Origin of the sequence: Flaviramulus multivorans (assembly GCF_021728415.1) — a bacterium.
In the GTDB taxonomy this organism is placed as follows: Bacteria; Bacteroidota; Bacteroidia; order Flavobacteriales; family Flavobacteriaceae; genus Sabulilitoribacter; species Sabulilitoribacter multivorans.
Map to the genome: position 1 here is coordinate 31,545 of NZ_JAKKDV010000003.1, position 21,633 is coordinate 53,177.

Sequence of the window (21,633 nt, forward strand, 5' to 3'; positions counted from 1 at the left end):
TTAATTATCTTAATTATTATTCTTCACTTTCTTCCATGGTGTGATATACGTTTTGTACATCATCATCTTCTTCAAGTTTTTCAAGAAGTTTTTCAACATCTTCTGCTTGCTCTGGTGTTAACTTTTTAGTAACCTGTGGAATACGTTCAAAACCCGAAGATAGTATTTCAATACCTTTTTCCTCCAGTGCCGCTTGTATAGCACCAAAGCTTTCAAAAGGAGCATAAATTAAAATGCCATCATCATCAACAAAAACTTCTTCAGCGCCATAATCAATAAATTCCAATTCTATTTCTTCAGGGTCTAAGCCTTCTCCATTTATTCTAAAATTGCAAGTATGGTCGAACATAAAAACCACCGACCCAGATGTTCCCAAACTTCCATCACATTTATTAAAATAACTACGCACGTTGGCTACAGTTCTGGTGTTATTATCTGTTGCAGTTTCTACTAAAATAGCGATACCGTGCGGAGCATAGCCTTCAAAAATAACTTCTTTGTAATCACCTTGGTTTTTATCACTTGCTCGTTTAATCGCTCTTTCAACATTGTCTTTAGGCATGTTTACAGACTTTGCATTCTGTATTACTGCTCTTAAACGGGCATTACTATCTGGGTCTGGACCTCCTTCTTTTACAGCCATAACAATATCCTTACCAATGCGAGTAAAAGCTTTACTCATGGCAGACCAACGTTTCATCTTTCTTGCTTTTCTAAATTCAAAAGCTCTTCCCATAGTATAATAGTTTGATTTATTTGATGGCAAATTTAAAAAAATCTACTAACCCAAATAATTTATGTGTTTATTTATTCGTCTTCTGGCTCAACAATATTTTCAATGGCTTCAGCAAGCTTAAAGTCTTTTTCTGTGATTCCATTAGCATCATGTGTGGATAATGAAATGGTTAAAACATTATAAACATTTGACCAGTTTGGATGATGGTTTAATGCTTCACATTCAAAGGCTATTCTGCTCATGGCACTAAAACAATCTTTAAAGTTTTCAAATTCAAATTCAGCGTGTAACGCATTGTCATAATATTCCCAATCAGGGAAACGAAGGATTCTTTTTTCTATGTCTTGATCAGATAATTTATCCATAATAATATCGAATTATATTTTAATACAATGTAATCATTTACGCTTTTAAAGTCAAATAAAGCGCTTGGTTTTTAAGCTGAAGAGGTTATGACTTAAACTTTTAATTCATTTAATATTTCCTGACTGTTCAAATTTAAATTTTTAGGCAATAGGTTGTATTTTGGCAATACTGCTAAATATCTTTCGTCATTGGTAGTGTAAACGTGTTTAAATATTGCTTTGGTTTCTAAATTTAGGGTTGAAATAATTTCCTTTATAAAATCATCATGATGCACTAAATCTGAACTTCCTAAATGAAATATGCCCGTTTTATTTCTATTAATGATATAGTGAATTTGTTGTGTTACTTTATTATCTGAATTAACATTCATGATTAAATTAGGAAATATTTCAATGGGTTTATTTTCGTTAATATGTTGATGCATTTCTAATATTCTAGGACATTGATTTCCAAATACCATAGGTAATCTTAAAATTACGACTCGCTTTTTTGGTAAACGCAAAAGCATGTTTTCAATTTTTATTTTGAAATGCCCGTAAATACTATTACTGTAGGTCTTGTCTTGTTCGTAACTTGGGTATTTGCTGTAAGCATCAAAAACATTAGCAGACGATAGAAAAATAAGTTTAGAATCGTTTTTAAAAATATACTCAGAAAGGTGTTGATGAAGCAGTACTTGTTTTGAAAAATCACCACGGAGCGCTGAAATTATGATGGACGGTTTTACTATTTCAAGAATTTCAAAAATATCATCATCTTCAAAATTATATTCAAAGAAGTGATGGTTTTTTTCTAAAGATTTATTGCTGGTATTGTAGGTGCCAAAAGTTTTAAAATAGGGGCATAGTTCTTTATAAATAGCGCTCCCTAAAAAGCCACTAGCACCTAATATCAGTATGGTATGTTTACTTTCTTTCCCCGTCTCTTTCATTAACCAAGAAAATATTATTTTTTATAAAAGGGGAGTTTTACAACTGTTGCAGGAATGGCATTTTTCCGTATTTGAATATTTAATTTACTACCAATGTCAGCAAAAACAGTTGGAACATATCCTAAACCAATGCCTTTTCCTAAACTTGGAGACATCGTACCGGAAGTTACTATGCCTATCGTTTTTCCATTGCTGTCAACAATATCATAACCATGTCGCGGAATACCACGTTCATCTAATTCAAAAGCTATTAATTTGCGCTCCGGACCTTGTTCTTTTTCTCTTTTTAAGGCTTCAGAATTTGTAAAATCTTTTGTGAATTTACATACCCAACCTAAGCCAGCCTCAATAGGCGAGGTCGTATCATCAATATCATTCCCATAAAGACAATATCCCATTTCTAAGCGCAATGTATCACGTGCGGCTAACCCAATAGGTTTGATACCAAAATCAGCACCAGCTTCAAAAACTTTATCCCAAATTTGCTTGACTTCGTTGTTTTTACAATAAATTTCAAATCCGCCACTTCCAGTATATCCTGTAGCCGAAATAATAACATGCTCGATACCTGCAAAATCACCTACTACAAAATTGTAAAAATTGATAGCAGATAAATCATGACTTGTTAAAGATTGCATGGCTTCAATAGCTTTTGGACCTTGAATGGCAAGAAGTGAATAGTTTTCACTTAAGTCCCGCATCGTAGCACCTACATCATTTTTAGATTGTATCCAATTCCAATCCTTTTCAATATTACTCGCATTTACCACCAGTAAATAGGTGTCTTCCTTTACGCGATAAATAATTAAATCGTCAACAACGCCACCATCATCATTTGGTAAACAGCTGTATTGTGCTTTTCCAACAGTAAGTTTTGAAGCGTCATTACTTGATACTTTTTGAATCAATTCTAACGCATATTCGCCTTCAATTAAAAACTCACCCATATGCGATACATCAAACACACCTACAGCATTCCTAACAGTTTCGTGTTCTGTGTTTACACCTTCGTATTGGACAGGCATATTATAGCCCGCAAAAGGCACCATTTTAGCTCCTAACGCTTCGTGAGTTGATGATAATGCAGTATTTTTCATTTGCTTTTTTTGAATAAAATATTATGATGGGCAAATGTATTGAAAATTTATAGATATTACTTTCGTGGAAGAATGAAAAGCTTCTAGAATTAGTTTTAGATTTTAGAGTTGTTTTATGAAGTTTACTTAACCAGCTTGTGAATTGTAAGTCGTGGTTAAGCAACTAAATTTAATAAAAATGAAACGAACCAGGGGGAAGTCATCAGGATTTTCGGAATAGGCTAGAACCAAGCGGTTATTTTTACACGATGTTAACTACTTTCTTTTATTTAACACCAATTGTATTTTACCAAAAAAATCATATTCTACAACCAGATTATTGGCCGTCAACTCTTTAATATAAACAGAACCATCCTCATCTAAAAATATAGAATCACCTTCAATTCGCCATGCAAAAACTTGATTCACCTCAAAATCCGAAATCAAATAAAGTGAATCTAATTTAAATTCCACAAACTCCTTTTCTAGCAATTCTACTTCCCCCGTTTCAAAATCAGTTGAAGATACAACATCCCAAATTCCCAAAAAGTCATCTTTTTTATGATTTTGATTACAACTCAATATTATTGAAGTCAACAAAATAAAGATTATTTGTTTCATTTTAATTGTAGTTAATGCTATGATATGACCTTTTTTAAATGCTCATGTCCGGAGTTACTGAAACAAGTTCAGCACAAGTAAACGAAGTTATCTTTTTTTTCTAACAAAGTCAAATTTGATTAAAAGAAAAAACGTTCTTAATTTAATGATTCTTTTTATAATTAAAAAGGGCATATAAAGACACCAAAGCCCAAACTGCTTCTAGTATTATAAAAGGCCAATAGTTTATAAGAATAGAGGCTAAACATGCCATAGAAGCCCCAACAAGATTAAGTAAAATAAATGCTATATGTGTATTGGAGATTTTACCAATAACATTTAAAAAATATGCCAATAGTATTTGAAATACACCTATAAATCCTATCCAGTCTATTAATGTCATTATAGTACGTGTTTTTTAAAGTTGATTCCACATCAAATTAGAAATGGTAATATTAACTTAATAAAAACTCTTTCAATTCATCATAAGTAGAAATAACGGTTGATTCTTTTTCTTTACCCATAACCGATTGGATTTGTTTTGGTAATACTTGTTCCTCCTTTATTACTTCTTCAACGACATCTAAAAACTTGGTTGGATGCGCTGTTTCTAAAAACACGCAATGTGCATCGGGATTATCTTTTAAATATGTCTTACATCCTAAATAACCAACGGCACCGTGAGGATCTGCTACATAATTAAAATTGTTATAAATTTCTAACATGGCATCTTTGGTTTCGTTATCTGTAAAACTATATGAGGAGAGATTATTCTTTAAAGCTTTGAAATCATTTTTATAAATTTCCTGAACGCGAATAAAATTACTTGGTGCACCAACGTCCATAGCATTACTTATGGTTTGTACCGAAGGTTTCGGCTCGTAAAGCTTCGAAATTAAATACCTTGTTACTACATTGTTGGCATTATTTGATGCTACAAAATGTTTTATTGGCAATCCTAATTGTTGCGCCATAATTCCCGCACAAATGTTACCAAAATTACCACTAGGGACTGAAAACACAATATTTTTATGTTGATTATGTAATTGTTTGTATGCAAATATAAAATAGAATAATTGCGGTAACCATCGTGCTACATTAATTGAATTTGCCGAAGTTAATTGCATTTTACTAATTAAGCTTTCGTCTAAAAAAGCTTTTTTTACCATGGCTTGACAATCATCGAATGTACCATTAACTTCTAAGGCTCTTATATTTTCACCAAGTGTTGTAAGCTGTTTTTCTTGAATATCGCTTACTTTTCCGCTAGGGTAAAGTATCACCACATTAACACCCTTAACACCTAAAAAACCATTAGCAACGGCGCCACCCGTATCACCTGAAGTAGCTACAAGTACTGTAACCTCATTACTATTGTTTTCATTGAAATACCCCAAACAACGCGCCATAAAGCGAGCGCCAACGTCTTTAAATGCCATAGTTGGTCCGTGAAAAAGCTCTAAAGTTGAAATATTGTCATTTAATTTGACGACAGGAAAATCAAAAGATAAAGTTTCTTCAACAATCGTTTTTAATGTATCCTCGGGGATTTCAGGTGAAACGAATTGATTAATGGCTTGAAAAGCAATTTCTGCATAAGATAAATTATCAATATTATCCCAAAACGTTTGAGGTAAAGGTGTTATTGATTCAGGAAAATACAAGCCTTTGTCTGGTGCTAATCCTTTTATAACAGCATCTTTAAATGATGTAATGGGAGCTTTATGATTTAATGAGTAATAGTTCATTATTTTAAATTCAAAATTTTAATACCTTCATTGTTAATTTTTGAAACATGGATATCAAAAGTAATTTCTGTTTTAGAGTATACATTTTTAATTGCTTCTTTCACATTCATTGCATTAACTAATCCCTTGCTTAATGAAAATATTGAAGGCCCAGAACCAGAAATTCCAGCTCCTAAAGCGCCAGCTTTTATTGCTTCGGTTTTGACGTCATCAAAATGAGGAATAAGTTTGCTTCTGTAGGGTTCTACAACCACATCATTTAAAGAATTTCCAATTAATTCGTAATCATTTGTATGTAAAGCGTGTATTAAACTCCCAAAATTTGCCCATTGTGTTATGGCCTTACTTAAAGGTATTTCATTAGGTAAAATGGCACGAGCCTCCGATGTTTTTATTTCAATTTGAGGATGAATAATAGTAGCGTATAAATTATTTGGTGAAGGAATATTCAAAATTTCTAACGGAGAAATACTTTTCACTAAAGTAAAACCACCAAAAATGGCAGGAGCAAGGTTATCAGCATGTTCGCATTTGCTAGCCAATGCTTCTCCTTTTATGGCAAATTGGGTCAATTGTGTTCTATTAAAAGGTCTTCCTAAAAGTTCATTCATTCCAAAAACACTACCCACAGCACTGGCAGCACTACTACCAATTCCGCTACCTGGTTTTATGTTTTTATATATTTCAATTTCGAAACCAAAATCTACGTCTAATTTATCATACATTGCCAATGCAGATACACCAGCAACGTTCGATACAGTTTCATAAGGCAAATCAAAACCTTCAATTTTAGTAATATGAATACCTTTTTTGCCAGATTTTCTAATTACCATGTTATCACCAACACTGTCTAAGCAAAACCCTAGTACATCAAATCCGCAGGATACATTTGCTACGGTAGCTGGAGAAAATATTTTTATTTCGTTCATTATTTAATCGTTTCCAATTCTTATAATATCTGCAAATAAACCTGAAGCTGTAACATCGGCTCCTGCTCCAGCACCTTTAATAATCATAGGTTGCTCAGGGTATCGTTTGGTATAGAACATCACAATATTATCTTTCCCTTCTAAATTATAAAATGGGTGACCTATTGGAATTTCTTGCAAGCCCACACTTGCTTTACCATTATTAAATTGAGCCACATATTTTAACTGACAATTTTTGGCTTTTGCAGACGCATATAACTGTTGATAATGTGCTTCATCTTTTATCAAAGTTTTGTAAAAATCATCAACGGAACCACTTTCAAGTCCTGATTTTGATAAAAATGGTGTGTTTTCAATGTCTTCTAAATTCATTTCAACACCACTTTCACGAGCAAGAATTAATATTTTTCTAGCTACATCAACACCGCTCAAATCAATTCTAGGGTCAGGTTCAGTATAACCTTCAGCGGCAGCTTGTTTAACTACATCATAAAACTTTGTTGAATCATTAAAATTATTGAAAACAAAATTCAGACTTCCTGACAAAACTGCATGAATTGAAGTGATTTTATCTCCAGATGCAATTAAGTTATTGAGTGTATCAATAATTGGTAAACCTGCTCCAACATTAGTTTCAAACAAAAATGGTGCGTTATATTTTAAAGATAACCGTTTTAATAATTTGTAATTTTCTAAATCACTAGAGCACGCTATTTTATTACAAGCAACAACGCCAATACTTTGTCTTAAATATTTTTCATAGAGGGTTGCTACTTCGTTATTAGCTGTAACATCAACAAATATACTATTACGTAAGTTTAACTTTTTAGTGCTTTCAAAAAAGCCGTTTAGTGATGCTTTTTCACCTTCTGCCAATTGCTCTTTCCAAGTATTTAAATCAATACCATCTTCATCAAAAATCATCTTCCTGGAGTTTGATAAGCCGGCAATTCGCATGTTAATTTTAAGGTTGTCTTTTAAATATTTGCGTTGTTGTTTAATTTGATCAACAAGTTTTTCTCCTACATTACCTACACCAGTAATAAACACATTAAGCTGTTTTGTTTTGGCTTCAAAAAACTGCTCATGTAATGAGTTGAGTGCTTTTTTTACATCTGTTTTGGCAATAACTGCCGAAATGTTTTTTTCAGAAGCTCCTTGAGCAATCGCCCTAATGTTAATATTGTTTTTTCCGAGCGTACTAAACATTTTACCGCTAATACCTTGGTGGCTTTTCATGTTATCACCAACTAAAGCAATGATAGAAAGCTCTTTTTCTACTATGATTGGATCTATTTTGTGTAAAGCAATTTCGTTTTCAAAAGTAGCGTCAATAGTCGTTTTTGCAATTTCGGCATCGTTTTCATCAATACCCAAACAAATTGAATGCTCTGAAGACGCTTGAGTAATTAGAATCACATTGATTTTTTCTTGTGATAAGGTTTCAAACAAACGTTTAGAAAACCCTGGAATGCCAACCATTCCACTACCTTGTAATGTTAACAAAGCAATGTTTTCAATATTACTAATTCCTCTTACGGTATAATTTCCGTTAGCTACATCATTCGAAATTATAGTTCCTACGGCATGAGGTTCTAAGGTGTTTTTTATATGAATTGGGATATTTAAATCTAATACTGGCTGAACTGTTGGAGGATATAAAACTTTAGCACCAAAATGCGACAACTCCATGGCTTCTTGATATGAAATTTTTTCGATAGGGTAGGCCTGTTTTACTAATTTCGGATTTGTGGTAAACATACCACTTACGTCTGTCCAAATTTCTAACTGTTCAACCTTTAATGCAGCAGCAACAATTGCCGCTGTAAAGTCTGATCCGCCACGACCTAATGTGGTTTCTTCACCTAATTTAGATTTAGAAATAAATCCTGGTAAAATGGTTATACGTTGAGTAGCAGATTTAAAATAATCCTGAATACTTTTATTTGTTATGCTGCTATAAACCTCAGCTTTGGTGAAGTTTGAATTTGTTGTTATTAAATCTTGAGAGTTTTTGTGCTCAACTGATAACGCTCTGTTTTTCATAGTTTCAGCTATGATAAAAGAAGATAGTTTTTCACCAAAACTTACTAATTTATCAGATGTTTTAGGTGATAATTCATTTATTAAGAAAATACCGTCTAATAGACTTTTAAGAGCATTTAATTTAATATCTACTGACTCTACAATTGGTGAACTTTTATCGAGATTTAATTCGTTAATGATATTAAAATGGATGTCTTTTATGGTGTTAAAAGTCTCTATGTAACCATTGTCTTTATTTTGTGCTTGTCTTCCAGCAAGCAACAGTTTATCTGTGATTCCACCAACTGCAGAAACTATGCAGACAACCGTATCTTTTTTAGAATAATTTTCTAAAATATTGATGACATTATTTATGTTTTTTGACGAACCTACAGAAGTTCCTCCAAATTTTAAAACTTTCATGTTTTAATATATTGATAATTAAAAATAATACTTGAAACACTGTAATTTAAAAAATTACAAAAATAGCCTGAAGAATATATAACTAGCAACCCCAAAGGGTTGTAGTATTTGTATAAGTAGCAAAAATAGAAGGTGTTCCTTTTAATGAAAAAGAAGTAAGAACAGTTGTATTTTGGCTTGAATGATTCATTATACTTAATATAATACTAGCCAAAAGTATCACATTTAGCTTAATAAAAAAACTAATTAATTTTTTTTGCGGTATTCTTATTATCAGTCAAGTTTAATTTAAGAAAATTCGGTTTTTAAAATAAGCATTAAAAAATCTTTAATATAGTTCTGTTGAGAGCATTATCACTTCTAAGTTGTTTAACAACAAAAATTCAATTATTAACGTTAAAATTATAGAACTGAATGAAGTAATTTCAAGCTAAATATCGTTTAAATACATATTTTTACGATAAAATGTAATTTGTATGCAATTTTTCTTATATTTGCAGAGTTAATCCATTAAAACCCTTTAACATGTATCCCCAAATACACTCAAAGTCATACTTAACCTTAGTCTGTTTATTTTTAGTTGTGCTATGTCAAGCGCAAGAACCCACGAATCCTTTAAAGGAAAAACTTAATTTGCAACTACATATTGTAGGTAGTGCTGGTTTGAATGATGTAACAAACGAGATTGATATGAGGGGTGAAGTTACCAATCTTGATAGCAATGATATTATTGAAAGAGGGTTTGTTTATAGTACTACTGAAAATCTTCCAACAATAAACGACACTAAAATTATCAATGAAAGCAATGAGAGAATTTTCAAAAGTAAATTAACGGATTTATTACAAAATACCTTTTATAATATAAGACCATACATAATTAACAAAAATGGGGTGGTTTATGGTAGTTTAAATATTATTGATACAAGCTCTCAACCAAGTATTGATGTTACTTTAAATACTAAACTAAAAACTTATCCAAACCCTTCTACAAATTATATTAGTCTTGCCGGACTAATGGAAACCAAAAATTATATTATTTATAATATGAAAGGAAAAGAACTAACTAGAGGTCAAATATCTTTTAACAATAAAATTGATATTAGGTTTTTAGAAAAAGGGCTATACCTTTTAAAATTAGAAGACGTTGAAATAATTAAGTTTATTAAAAATTAAGTAAAGCTTCTTTATATACCTTAACTTTTAAAGAATATAAGAATCCTTGACCTATTTTGTGTTGAGGATTTTTTCATTTATATAATTGTTGTTTGATTTAAAATTTAAAAATGCGTAATATTAATGACGATTAAAAAACATCTAAATTTCATGAAAATTTTTTCAAAAGAGCAAATTTATGAAGGCGATAAATTAACCGCCGAACGCCAAAATATTTCTTCTACAGATTTAATGGAACGGGCAGGAACGCAAATTTTTAATTGGATGCATATGCGTATGCAAGGAGCACAAGTTCCTATTCATATTTTTTGTGGAATAGGTAATAATGGAGGTGATGGTTTGGTTTTGGCAAGACATTTAATTTTAGATGGATATAATGTTAACACGTATGTTGTTAATTGCAGTGAGAAGCGTTCAAAAGACTTTTTGGTTAATTATGATCGTATCAAGAATGTAACTAAAAAGTGGCCAATCCTATTAAAATGTGAAGAAGATTTCCCTGAAATTAATCCAGAAGATATTATTGTTGATGCTGTATTTGGGATAGGTCTAAATAGACCTGTTGATGAGTGGGTTAAAAACTTATTTATGCATTTTAGAGCTAGTAGAGCCTTTACTTTAGCAATCGATATTCCATCTGGTTTGCTAACAGATAAAGTAATTGAAGATGAAAATGCTGTAGTTTGGGCAGGTTACACTTTAAGTTTTGCATCTCCAAAATTGGTATTCTTTTTACCTGAAACTGCAAAATATACTGTGCAATGGGAAGTTTTAGATATTGGCTTAGACCAAGAGTTTTTGCATACAACTCAAACAGAAGCTGAATTAATTGGAAAGTTTGAAGTATTACCAAATTACATTCCAAGAGAAAAGTTCGCAAATAAAGGTCAATTTGGTCACTCGCTAATAATTGGTGGGACGTATGGAAAAATAGGTGCCGTTACTTTATCCAGCAGAGCGGCTTTATCTGCGGGAGCAGGTTTGGTAACAGCTTACATTCCTAAATGCGGTTATACAGTATTGCAATCGTCACTTCCAGAAGCTATGGTAATTACTGATGTTGATGAAGAGCGTATAACCTCAATTGATTTTGATTTAGAGCCTACGGTAATTGGTATTGGAATGGGTGTAGGAACTCATTCAAAAACTGTAAGTGCCTTTGAAGTTTTTTTAAAAACTAATAAGGTGCCATTAGTGATTGATGCAGATGGGATTAATATCCTTTCTAAAAAGAAGACATTGTTAAAGCTGTTGCCTCCTCAAACAGTGATAACTCCACATCCAAAAGAACTGGAGCGTTTAATTGGAGCATGGAGTAATGATTTCGATAAATTAAAAAAAGCTAAAGCATTTTCAAAAAAGTACGATGTTATTTTGCTTATAAAAGGAGCACACACCATAACGATTTATGATGACAAACTTTACGTAAATACAACTGGTAACCCAGGATTAGCAACTGCAGGTAGTGGTGACGTATTAACGGGTATTATAACAGGATTAATATCTCAAGGGTATAACCCCGTAGTAGCTAGTATTATTGGTGTGTATTTACATGGAAAATCTGCTGACATTGCTGTTGAAGATTTGGGATATCAAAGTTTAATTGCCAGCCATGTGATAGAGTATTTAGGGGAAGCCTACTTAGATTTATTTAAACAACCAGAACCTGTTCAACAAGCAGACCCCTGAAGAAAAATCGAACGAATAAAAAAAGCCGCAATTTGCGGCTTTTAATTTTAAATGTTTAACTCTGTGAATAACTTTGTGATAGATTCACTAGATGGTCTAGGTGCATCTGGCGACACTATATTTCCCTCAGGATCTATTAATAAAAACCTAGGTATTCCGTTAATTTTGTAATCTCTAACAAATTGTGATTGCCAACCTTCAGGAGCAATTATCTGTATGCCTCCTAATTCTTTTTCCTTTATCATGGCTTTCCAACCTTCTTTTGCTAAAGTAGCAGCTTCTTCTTTGGTTTCTGCTCTGTAACCTCTACCATCATCCACTGAAAGGCTAACAAATTGTATGTTTTTACCATGATAATCTTTTTCTAATTTTTTCAGCGATGGAATTTCGGCTTTACATGGTCCGCACCAAGTAGCCCACACATCAACATACACATATTTTCCTTTTAAATCAGATAAGGATGTTGTACCACCTTTATAATTTTCATAATCTTCAAAACTAGGTGATGGAGACCCTTTTGGTAATTCAGTTTTTAAAATAATAGAACCTGCTAAATAGTTTTTATAAGAGCCTAACATAGGCTTTAAATTCTTTTTTAAAACGTTGGTAATAGAGGTGTCTATTTGAGAATTTGAAGCATAAAAATCCGATAGTTTTGATTCTATATTATTAAGTTCATTTTCTAAGCCTACCATATCTAAATTTCTTAATGCATCTAAATCAAGAAGCTCTTGCTGTAGTAGCCTATTTTTAGCTAAAAAATCACTGTGTTCTGCGCCAATACCAGTAAATTCGACGCTTTTATCAAATTTTTTAGTGTCTAGAGTAATATTTAAATCGAATCCATTTTTAAGAAAAACAGATGTGGCTTCGGTTCCATCGTAAAAAGTATGTACACCAGTTTCAACTTTCAATGTATCGTTGAAAGTGCCATCTTCATTCACTTTAATAGTTTTTGAGTAGGTGCGTGTACTTATAGTAATAGAGTCACTGTTTTTATTAGTGATCTTTCCAGATAATGAAGCGTAGTCTTTGGGTTCTTCTTTGCAAGCAATTATTGCAATGGCTAATGATAATATAAGCAGTTTTTTCATTCGTTTAATTTTTGTAAAAAGGCATTTCATATTTTTATTATCAAAAATATGTATTTGAGGTTGAGAGTTGTGGTTTTTAGTTAAAAATTAACATTTAAAGTTTATACGTTAACTTATTGTAATCTACTATTTCAGGAATAATATTAAGTGCAAATAACTCCTTTTGAGTGGTTAATACTGTTTCCTTATCAATTAATGATTGAGACCACTCGGTAATACTTAACCATTCTTGTACATCATCAAGCTTTTGTTTATATCGATTTGCTATAGTTTTATCTATACTTGGAATATCTTTAAAATCAGCTGTGGTGTTGTTTATAATATTTAAAATCGTTTCTAAATCCTCTTTATTTGAATTAATAAAATCTTCTCTTACAGCTATTACAAAACATGGCCATGGAGAAGGGCAATTACCTATACGTCTAAAAGTACCATCATCTACCAAAGGTTTTGTGGTGAATTTTTCCCATAAAAAATAATCCGCAGTTCCATCTGTTAAACCTTCAACGGCACCTTCTAGGTCTTTAATGACTTCAAAATTTAAATCTTCATTTAAATTCCAGTTGTTGTTTTCAGCATTTATAAAAGCCATTAAATGAGAACCAGAACCGAATCTACTTATGGCTGCCTTAGTTCCTTTTAAATCGCTAATGGTTTTGTATGATGAATTTTTTGCAACATGAATGCCCCAAACAAGTGGTGTTTGCACAAACGTTTGTACTATTCTGCTCGGGTTACCGTCAATTATGTCTTTAATAATTCCTTCAGTAAGGATTACAGCTATATCTATATCTTTATTTCGTAACGCTTTACACATGGCTCCTGTACCACCTGGGTAATCGTGCCATCGCAAATTAATATCCTTTTCTTTGTATTCTCCGTTTTTAAGAGTTAGGTACCAAGCCAGATTAAAATGTTCAGGCACCCCACCAATATTAACTTTCTTCATTAAATCAATCTATTTGTTCTACAATTTTATTTAGCGCATATATTATTAAATCTTCTACAACTTGAGATGGGTTATCACTAAAAGTACCAGAAGCCCTATTAGCTATTATCGCATTTAGAGATATGGCTTGATGGCCTAATAGTTTAGACAACCCATAAATGGCCGATGTTTCCATTTCAAGGTTCGTAATTCTTATACCCTTAAAATTAAAAGCATCCATTTTTGAGTTCAAATTCTGGTCTTGAATGGGAAGCCTTAAAACGCGTCCTTGCGGACCATAAAAACCCCCTGCAGTTGCTGTTAGTCCTTTTTGCGTTTGAGAACTTGAGAAAGCATTAATAAGCAATTCACTACCACTAACAACAATGGGTTTCGATTTGTTTTTACTCCAATTGGTTTGAGAAACAAACGCATTTTCAATTTCAGGATTGCCAAAAGAATCTAATTTATAGGCGTGAAGCATACCGTTTAAATCTAAGCTGTATTCACTGATGACAAATGAATTTACGGGGATATCTTCTTGTAATGAACCAGATGTGCCAATTCTAACAATATTTAAACTTTTGAGGGTTTTCTTTAGTTTTCTAGTATGTAAATCGATATTAAATAAAGCGTCTAGTTCGTTTAAAACAATATCAATATTATCCGGACCTATTCCTGTAGAAATTACTGTTATTCGTTTGTTTTTATATGTTCCTGTTTGAGTCTTGAACTCTCTTTTTTGGGTGGAAAATTCAATGCAGTCAAAATGCTTTGTTACTTTTTCTACTCGATCCGGATCTCCAACAAAGATGATGGTTTCAGAAACATGTTCCGGCTTTAAGTTTAAATGATAAACACTACCATCGTGATTTAAAATAAGTTCAGATTCCTTTATGTACATTTAAACGGATTTTATAAGTCTGTTTTCGGATTTGCTAAATTGGAAATCAGACTTTTTAACACCTCCGAAAATCATATTATTGTTAAGTTTTGATGAAAAATTATATTGACCTAGTAACGCCTCATGTCCGTCTCTATTCAATTTGATTTTACCATCTTCAAAAGTAAAAAATATGCTTAATTTGTTAATAATTCTTTCTATTTGTAAATCACCATATCCATAAAAACCTTGATAATTTAAGGCATAGCCTAACAACTGATTTTTTGATGTAATTTCCTTTTTATTAATAATTTCTAGTATGTTTTTTTCAAGAACATTTAAACCATCAACGGAGTCGGGGAAGCGCTCTAAATGTGCTTTTAAGCAATTACTTAAGTATTTAAATGAAGACGGTTTTACAATAAAAGGTTTTAGTAAATTATGGTCAATTCCGCAGTAAATACTCCATACGGTAGTTGCCATAGTTATATCATCTTCATTCAATAAAACCTTATTTTCAAAATGTTTCATTAGCTGTTCAGAATTTAACTCTGCTAAACCTTTTAGGTTTTTGCTTCCTTCAATTCTTCCACTGCATACAAGAAATATTGGAGCATCTATTTTTTTTTGTTGTAAAAGGCTGATAACTGCAACCATATTAATGTGGCAAAACAAATCGTATTCAAACCACAAAACAATTTCGGAATAGTTGTCCAGATGATTTAACTTTTCTAACTCTTTTTTAATTTTTTCAGTATCTAAATCTATATTATAAAATAAACTAAAAAAATCCTGTCGAGTTTTTAGAAAGGCGTTAGAACCTACTTTTTCTATAGTTGGGCCTTCACAAAGCATTTCCTGCCATGTTAATATTTCACCATCAAATCCTAACTCATTAAGAAAATTAGTTAATACGTCTCCGTTGGTAATATGAAGTGGTAGTTTGTTCATTATTATCCGCCTACGCGCTTTACTTGAAAACCTTTATCCTTCAGAATTCGCATTATTTTATCACGATAATCTCCTTGAATAATAATCTTATCGTCTTTAAAACTACCACCAACACTCAATTTAGTTTTAATTTCCTTAGCAAGAATTTTAAAATCTTCGGTTGCTCCAGTATAACCTTCAAGAATAGTAATAGGCTTACCTTTTCGTTTTTCGTATTTGCAAATTATGGGGTCATCTTGCATCCAAATATTAGAGGATTCCTCTGTACTTGAGTCTTCTTCCTGAATATGATCAGGAAATAAATTTTTAAGCTGATCTTGAAGATCCATGACGTTATTTTTTAATAAGTCCTAACTCTACTAAACGCTCATTTAAAAATTCGCCAGCTGTAATATCATCAAAACCTTTTGGATTATCTTTATCAATACATCCTTCCAATACGTCTAGCTTCATACTGCTTATAGGATGCATAAAGAACGGAATAGAGTATCTTGATGTTCCCCAAAGCTCTCTTGGTGGATTAATCACACGATGTATGGTTGACTTTAGTTTATTGTTGGTATGTCTTGAAAGCATATCACCAACATTTATCATTAATTCATCTGGTTCTGCAATGGCATCAATCCATTCTCCTTTATGATTTTGCACTTGTAAACCTCTTCCTTGGGCGCCCATTAATAGTGTGATTAAATTGATATCTCCGTGTGCAGCAGCACGAACAGCATCTTTAGGCTCTTCTTTAATTGGTGGATAATGAATCGGTCTTAAAATGGAGTTTCCATTATGAATATATTTATCAAAATAAGTTTCTTCCAAATTTAAATGCAATGCTAAAGCTCTTAAAACATATTTTGCTGTTTTCTCTAGCATTTTATAGGTTTCTTTTCCAATTTTATTAAATTCTGGGAGTTCTTTAACAATAACATTATCAGGATATTCAGCTTTTAAAGCATCATCATTTTCAACATATTGCCCAAAATGCCAAAACTCTTTTAAATCCCCTTCTTTTTTTCCTTTAGCGCTTTCTTTTCCAAAAGAAACATAACCACGCTGTCCGCCAATTCCAGGTATCTCATATTTCTGTTTAGTTTCAACTGGTAAATCGAAAAAATTCTTTACTTCTTTATATAAGTTGTCAACTAAAGCATCGTCTAAGAAATGACCTTTCAAGGCTACAAAACCTATTTCTTCATAAGCTTTTCCAATGGCGTTTACAAAATTTTGTTTTCTAACAGGGTCGTTAGAAGTAAAATCATTTAAATTAACACTAGGGATTGTATTCATGAGTTGATATGTTTAAAAATAATCTATTACAAATGTACAAAACATTGCAAAGTTTTTTGCATTGAATAATGTTCAATTTTTTTATCGATATTTTCTTTTTATGGTATATTTGATAAAGAAATAGTCAAATTTTTATGAAAACCTCAACAGTTTCTGATAGCATGAAATATAACATCGACAATTTAAATCATGAAACCTTATTGGCATTGTATAAAAACATGCTGAAACCGAGGCTAATAGAAGAGAAAATGCTTGTCTTACTGCGCCAAGGTAAAATAAGTAAGTGGTTTTCAGGAATCGGGCAAGAAGCTATTTCAGTTGGTGTTACTATGGCCTTGAATAGCGATGAATATATTTTGCCAATGCACCGAAATTTAGGCGTTTTTACAACTAGAAATATTCCACTACATAGATTGTTTGCTCAATGGCAAGGAAAAGCTTCTGGATTTACAAAAGGTAGAGATCGATCTTTTCATTTTGGTACGCAAGAGTATAAAATAGTTGGAATGATATCTCATCTGGGACCACAATTGGGTGTTGCTGATGGGATTGCCTTGGCTTCAAAATTGAACAAGAAGAGTCAGGTTACAGCTGTTTTTACAGGAGAAGGAGGAACCAGTGAGGGCGATTTCCATGAAGCTTTAAATGTTGCTTCGGTGTGGCAATTACCCGTATTATTTTGTGTAGAAAATAATGGGTATGGACTATCTACGCCAACAAAAGAGCAGTATAATTGTGAGAATATAGCAGACAGAGGTGTTGGTTATGGTATGGAATCGCATATTATCGACGGGAATAACATTTTAGAAGTTTATAATAAATTAGCAAGCATTACGGAAAGTGTGCGCAAAAACCCTCGTCCAGTTTTAATAGAATTTATAACTTTTAGAATGCGTGGGCATGAAGAGGCTAGTGGTACAAAATATGTTCCACAAGAATTAATGGATGCTTGGGCTGCGAAAGATCCTGTATTAAATTTTGAGGCATTTTTGTTAAATGAAAATATTTTAAATGACACAGAAAATGAACAGCTTAAAGATGAAATAATAAATGAAATTAACGAGCATTTAGATATTGCTTTTAATGAAGATGATATTATTCCAAGTGAAAGTGTAGAATTAAATGATGTATATCAAAATTATAATTATCAGGAAGTTATAAATAATTCAGAATTAAATGAAGTTCGTTTTATTGATGCTATTTCTGATGGCCTAAAACAAAGTATGGAGCAGCATGAAGATTTGGTCATCATGGGGCAGGATATTGCTGAATATGGAGGTGCTTTTAAAATAACTGAGGGCTTTGTTAAACAATTTGGTAAAGAACGTGTACGTAATACGCCTATTTGTGAATCTGCTATCGTTGAAGCTGCCATGGGGCTATCAATCTCGGGAATGAAAAGTGTTGTAGAAATGCAATTTGCTGATTTTGTAAGTTCGGGTTTTAATCCTGTAGTTAACTATCTTGCTAAATCATATTACCGATGGCGTCAAAATGCGGACGTTGTAATAAGAATGCCTTGTGGTGGTGGCGTTGCAGCTGGACCATTTCATTCGCAAACTAATGAAGCATGGTTTACAAAAACTCCAGGGTTAAAAGTGGCTTATCCAGCGTTTCCTTACGATGCAAAAGGCTTATTGGCAACGGCAATTAATGACCCCAATCCTGTTTTATTCTTTGAGCATAAAGGCTTATACAGAAGCATACGTCAAGACGTACCAACTGATTATTATACACTTCCTTTCGGGAAAGCCTCGTTATTAAAAGAAGGAAAAGATGTTACCGTTATATCTTATGGAGCTGCGGTACATTGGGCTTTAGAAACTTTAGCCAATAATCCTGAAATCTCAGCAGATGTATTAGATTTAAGAACACTTCAGCCATTAGATATGGATACCATTTATGCGTCTGTAAAAAAAACAGGGAAGGCTATTATATTACAAGAGGATTCCTTATTTGGTGGTATTGCAAGTGATATTTCAGCGCTTATTATGGAACAATGTTTTGAGTACTTAGATGCACCGGTAAAACGAGTGGCAAGTATGGAAACACCCATACCATTTGCTAAACAACTTGAAAATCAGTATTTACCAAAAAACAGGTTTGAAGCTGAGCTTAAAAATTTAATAGATTATTAATTTAATGTTTTAGCAACAGCCTGTACTTCATCTAAAACACGAAGTAAATTACTGCTCCAAAGCATTTCTATTTCATCTTCAGTGTAGCCGCGTTTTACAAGCTCCAATGTAACATTAAAGGTTTCGGAAGCATCACTCCAGCCTTCAATGCCGCCACCACCATCAAAATCGCTACTGATTCCAACATGTTGAATACCTATTTTGTCAACTAAATAATCAATATGGTTTACAAAATCTGAAACATCCACCGCAGGAGGTAAATTCTTCATTTTACTTAGCTTTTCTTTTAAAAGTGTGCGCATCACGCTATAATGATCATAATAAATTTCCCGCTCGTCATTGGGTAAGTTTTTAATATCCTTTCTGTCAACCCATTTTACACCCAAAGAGTCCATGATTTTTGTTCCAATTTCCTTTTCTATTTTAGATCGAGCCTCAACTTTTTCTGTATTTAAATATGATGTAAATGCAACGGTCTGTACAACGCCACCATTTTCTTTTAGCCATTCTAGCTGTTCATCATCCAAATTTCGACTATGATTACATAATGCTCTTGCCGAGGAATGCGACGCTATAATGGGTGCTTTGCTCAGTTCAATCATTTGTCTCATGGCTTCTTTTGAGGGGTGAGAAACATCAATCATCATTCCCAATCGATTCATTTCTTTAATCACTTCTTTACCTAATTCACTTAATCCATTATGTAACCAAACATCATCATCTTCACCAGTATTACTATCGCTTAGTTGACTATGCCCATTGTGAGCAAGCGACATATAACGTCCACCAAGATTATAAAATTTTTCTACATTTTTAATATCTAAACCAACAGGGTAGCCATTCTCAATACCAATCATGGCAACTTTTTTACCGGATTTATAAATGCGTCTAACATCTTCAGAAGTTGTTGCTAATTCAATAGCATCTGGAGCAATTTCTTTAACCAATTTATGAATAGCATTAAATTTAGACATGGCATTGCCATAAGCTTTCTTGTAGCCGGTATCCGTTAAAGAGTCTTGCCCAGTATAAACGATAAACCATGCAACATCTAATCCGCCAGCTTTCATTTTTGGGAGATTAACTTGCGATTCTAAATTTTGCGTATAGTTTATAGAGTCTGTAAAATTCTTTACGTTTATATCGCAATGTGTATCTAATGTAATAACGCGGTCATGAATGGCTTTAGCTCGCTCTAAAAGCGCAATAGAATCATTATTTGTCATAGAGTCTTTAGAAGAATTAGATTTATTTTTACAAGAAGAAAAAAAAACTGCTAAGCAGATAATTAGAGCAAATTGCTTCATTATGTTTTTACATTTAAAGTTAATCTCGTGAATATACAAAATATGCTTTTATGATTTTGAATATCAAAATTTGTATATTTAATTCATGCGTTGGCCAATATTTGTATTGATATTATGCATTGTAGGTTGTAAAAAGGAACCTAATTTTGAAGAGGACTATGACTGGAACTCCAGAATTGTTATGGCTTCTGCATATAATTCTTTAGCCTACCAAACTAGTTCAAATCCGCATATTACCGCGTTTGGAGATAGTTTAAAACCTGGTTTAAAATATATTGCGGTATCTAGAGATTTATTACGCAAAGGTTTAAAACACAATACCCCTGTAAAGATTGAAGGCTTTAAAGGGGTATTTTTTGTAAAAGATAAAATGAATGTTCGTTATAAAAACCACATAGATATTTACATGGGTGTTGATGTAAAAGCTGCAAAACAGTGGGGCAGGAGAATGGTTTGCATTGACTATGGTATACCAAAAGCGGATTGATTTTTATTTAATTTCAGCTTCCGAAAGTATAAACGGATAAGCCTCTTTTACTTGATTGAGTTCTTCTTTTGATAATTTGTCTGATGGTTTTTTAAGCACATTAATGCTATAAGTGTTTCGCAATTCGTAATAGGCCTTTGTCAACTCGTTTTGTACGGCAATAAACTGCTTGTAAGTTGTGTTTTTTCCATTTTGTAATGAAACAACTGCTTCCTTTGGATTATCAGAAGCGTTCGAATCCTTTTCTCCATAACAATAATTACAGCTTCCATCGCCATTATTATCAATAAAAGATTTGGTAATTTCTTTTAAATCTTCTAGAGCAACAATATCATTTTCAATCATTACTTCGTCATTATTGTTAATTACAATGCGGAGTATATTCCGCTCATGAATTGGGTTAGTGCAATCGCCAGTAGGACAATCTTTTGGCAATAGCCTATTAATGCCTTCATCTGTCGATATGGTTGCTGTAACAAGAAAGAAAATGAGTAATAAAAATGCGATGTCTGCCATAGACCCCGCATTTACTTCGGGTACTAATTTTGAATGTCTCATGATTATAGTTTAAATGTTAATAGAAACTTAAATCACAAAAACAATACCGTATTTAATGTGCGTAACGCTTAGCGCCTTTCCAAACACAAGTGTTAGAAGTGTTGAAATCTATAATGCGACTATTTGCAAATAAATTTTCTTGTGTGATGTTATTTAGATGTCTCGATATTTTATGAATTGATTTCATTTTTTTAAGATTTGATAGATGAAAGATTTGGAAGAAAAGACGTTACTTATCTGTAACGTCTTTTACTGTTCCATTCGTTGCTTTTTGTACCGTTTAAGGTTCCTGATAATTGATTGTTGT

At 32.5% G+C, this 21,633-nt stretch carries 22 protein-coding genes; 4 read left to right on the plus strand and 18 right to left on the minus strand.

Annotation, left to right across the window (positions count from 1 at the left end):
- Positions 1-16: 16 nt before the first annotated feature.
- The 9 genes from L3X39_RS08450 to thrA form a co-directional block, all read right to left on the minus strand.
- Positions 17-736, minus strand: a complete 720-nt coding sequence (locus L3X39_RS08450) for a YebC/PmpR family DNA-binding transcriptional regulator (RefSeq protein WP_237231348.1) — start codon at positions 734-736, stop codon at positions 17-19.
- A 71-nt stretch (positions 737-807) separates the two neighbouring features.
- On the minus strand, positions 808-1,101 hold the full coding sequence (locus tag L3X39_RS08455) for a 4a-hydroxytetrahydrobiopterin dehydratase (protein WP_237231349.1): 294 nt from the start codon (positions 1,099-1,101) through the stop codon (positions 808-810).
- Positions 1,102-1,193: 92 nt separating this feature from the next.
- The gene (locus L3X39_RS08460) at positions 1,194-2,033 is read right to left on the minus strand and encodes a sugar nucleotide-binding protein (protein WP_237231350.1); all 840 of its coding nucleotides are present in this window, start codon (positions 2,031-2,033) and stop codon (positions 1,194-1,196) included.
- Between the two features lie 14 nt (positions 2,034-2,047).
- Complete coding sequence (gene gcvT / locus L3X39_RS08465) at positions 2,048-3,130, minus strand: glycine cleavage system aminomethyltransferase GcvT (RefSeq protein ID WP_237231351.1); 1,083 nt, start codon at positions 3,128-3,130, stop codon at positions 2,048-2,050.
- A gap of 255 nt (positions 3,131-3,385) precedes the next feature.
- Entirely contained in the window at positions 3,386-3,730 is a 345-nt protein-coding gene (locus L3X39_RS08470; protein ID WP_237231352.1) for a hypothetical protein, read from the minus strand.
- Positions 3,731-3,872: 142 nt separating this feature from the next.
- A complete protein-coding gene (locus L3X39_RS08475) occupies positions 3,873-4,112 on the minus strand; it encodes a CBU_0592 family membrane protein (protein WP_237231353.1) in 240 nt (79 codons plus the stop codon).
- Between the two features lie 52 nt (positions 4,113-4,164).
- Complete coding sequence (gene thrC / locus L3X39_RS08480; RefSeq protein ID WP_237231354.1) at positions 4,165-5,457, minus strand: threonine synthase; 1,293 nt, start codon at positions 5,455-5,457, stop codon at positions 4,165-4,167.
- Positions 5,457-6,386, minus strand: a complete 930-nt coding sequence (locus L3X39_RS08485; RefSeq protein ID WP_237231355.1) for a homoserine kinase — start codon at positions 6,384-6,386, stop codon at positions 5,457-5,459. Before L3X39_RS08485 ends, thrC begins: the two co-directional genes overlap by 1 nt.
- 3 nt (positions 6,387-6,389) lie before the next feature.
- The gene (gene thrA, locus L3X39_RS08490) at positions 6,390-8,834 is read right to left on the minus strand and encodes a bifunctional aspartate kinase/homoserine dehydrogenase I (RefSeq protein WP_237231356.1); all 2,445 of its coding nucleotides are present in this window, start codon (positions 8,832-8,834) and stop codon (positions 6,390-6,392) included.
- 525 nt (positions 8,835-9,359) lie between these two features.
- Here thrA and L3X39_RS08495 point away from each other — a divergent pair.
- Positions 9,360-10,007 carry a T9SS type A sorting domain-containing protein gene (locus L3X39_RS08495; protein WP_237231357.1) on the plus strand — a complete coding sequence of 216 codons (648 nt, stop codon included), beginning with the start codon at positions 9,360-9,362 and terminating at the stop codon, positions 10,005-10,007.
- 150 nt (positions 10,008-10,157) lie between these two features.
- Positions 10,158-11,696: an NAD(P)H-hydrate dehydratase gene (locus L3X39_RS08500; RefSeq protein ID WP_237231358.1), complete on the plus strand. Its 1,539-nt coding sequence runs from the start codon at positions 10,158-10,160 to the stop codon at positions 11,694-11,696.
- Positions 11,697-11,743: 47 nt separating this feature from the next.
- Here the strand turns inward: L3X39_RS08500 and L3X39_RS08505 are convergent, their stop codons facing one another.
- The 6 genes from L3X39_RS08505 to L3X39_RS08530 all read right to left on the minus strand — a co-directional run bounded on the left by L3X39_RS08505 (position 11,744) and on the right by L3X39_RS08530 (position 16,836).
- Positions 11,744-12,790, minus strand: a complete 1,047-nt coding sequence (locus tag L3X39_RS08505; protein ID WP_237231359.1) for a TlpA family protein disulfide reductase — start codon at positions 12,788-12,790, stop codon at positions 11,744-11,746.
- Positions 12,791-12,884: 94 nt separating this feature from the next.
- Positions 12,885-13,739, minus strand: a complete 855-nt coding sequence (locus tag L3X39_RS08510) for a substrate-binding domain-containing protein (protein WP_237231360.1) — start codon at positions 13,737-13,739, stop codon at positions 12,885-12,887.
- 4 nt (positions 13,740-13,743) lie between these two features.
- Positions 13,744-14,622 carry a nucleoside phosphorylase gene (locus L3X39_RS08515; RefSeq protein WP_237231361.1) on the minus strand — a complete coding sequence of 293 codons (879 nt, stop codon included), beginning with the start codon at positions 14,620-14,622 and terminating at the stop codon, positions 13,744-13,746.
- Positions 14,623-15,552, minus strand: coding sequence for a DUF1835 domain-containing protein (locus L3X39_RS08520; protein WP_237231362.1), 930 nt, complete (start codon positions 15,550-15,552; stop codon positions 14,623-14,625). It lies immediately after the preceding gene.
- A gap of 2 nt (positions 15,553-15,554) precedes the next feature.
- Positions 15,555-15,881, minus strand: a complete 327-nt coding sequence (locus L3X39_RS08525) for a translation initiation factor (protein ID WP_237231363.1) — start codon at positions 15,879-15,881, stop codon at positions 15,555-15,557.
- Positions 15,882-15,885: 4 nt separating this feature from the next.
- Positions 15,886-16,836 (minus strand): isopenicillin N synthase family dioxygenase, encoded by a 951-nt coding sequence (locus tag L3X39_RS08530; RefSeq protein WP_237231364.1) that lies wholly within the window; start codon positions 16,834-16,836, stop codon positions 15,886-15,888.
- Between the two features lie 161 nt (positions 16,837-16,997).
- Between L3X39_RS08530 and L3X39_RS08535 the strand changes: the two genes are divergently transcribed.
- Entirely contained in the window at positions 16,998-18,974 is a 1,977-nt protein-coding gene (locus L3X39_RS08535) for an alpha-ketoacid dehydrogenase subunit alpha/beta (protein ID WP_379840152.1), read from the plus strand.
- Here L3X39_RS08535 and L3X39_RS08540 read toward each other — a convergent pair.
- The gene (locus L3X39_RS08540) at positions 18,971-20,281 is read right to left on the minus strand and encodes a dipeptidase (protein WP_237231366.1); all 1,311 of its coding nucleotides are present in this window, start codon (positions 20,279-20,281) and stop codon (positions 18,971-18,973) included. The genes L3X39_RS08535 and L3X39_RS08540 overlap by 4 nt on opposite strands.
- An 85-nt stretch (positions 20,282-20,366) precedes the next feature.
- Between L3X39_RS08540 and L3X39_RS08545 the strand changes: the two genes are divergently transcribed.
- Positions 20,367-20,768 carry a 3D domain-containing protein gene (locus L3X39_RS08545; protein ID WP_237231367.1) on the plus strand — a complete coding sequence of 134 codons (402 nt, stop codon included), beginning with the start codon at positions 20,367-20,369 and terminating at the stop codon, positions 20,766-20,768.
- A 3-nt stretch (positions 20,769-20,771) separates the two neighbouring features.
- Here L3X39_RS08545 and L3X39_RS08550 read toward each other — a convergent pair whose 3' ends face one another.
- Both L3X39_RS08550 and L3X39_RS14725 read right to left on the minus strand, forming a co-directional pair.
- A complete protein-coding gene (locus L3X39_RS08550) occupies positions 20,772-21,326 on the minus strand; it encodes an ExbD/TolR family protein (protein ID WP_237231368.1) in 555 nt (184 codons plus the stop codon).
- A gap of 52 nt (positions 21,327-21,378) precedes the next feature.
- On the minus strand, positions 21,379-21,513 hold the full coding sequence (locus L3X39_RS14725; protein WP_262910971.1) for a hypothetical protein: 135 nt from the start codon (positions 21,511-21,513) through the stop codon (positions 21,379-21,381).
- Between the last annotated feature and the right edge of the window lie 120 nt (positions 21,514-21,633).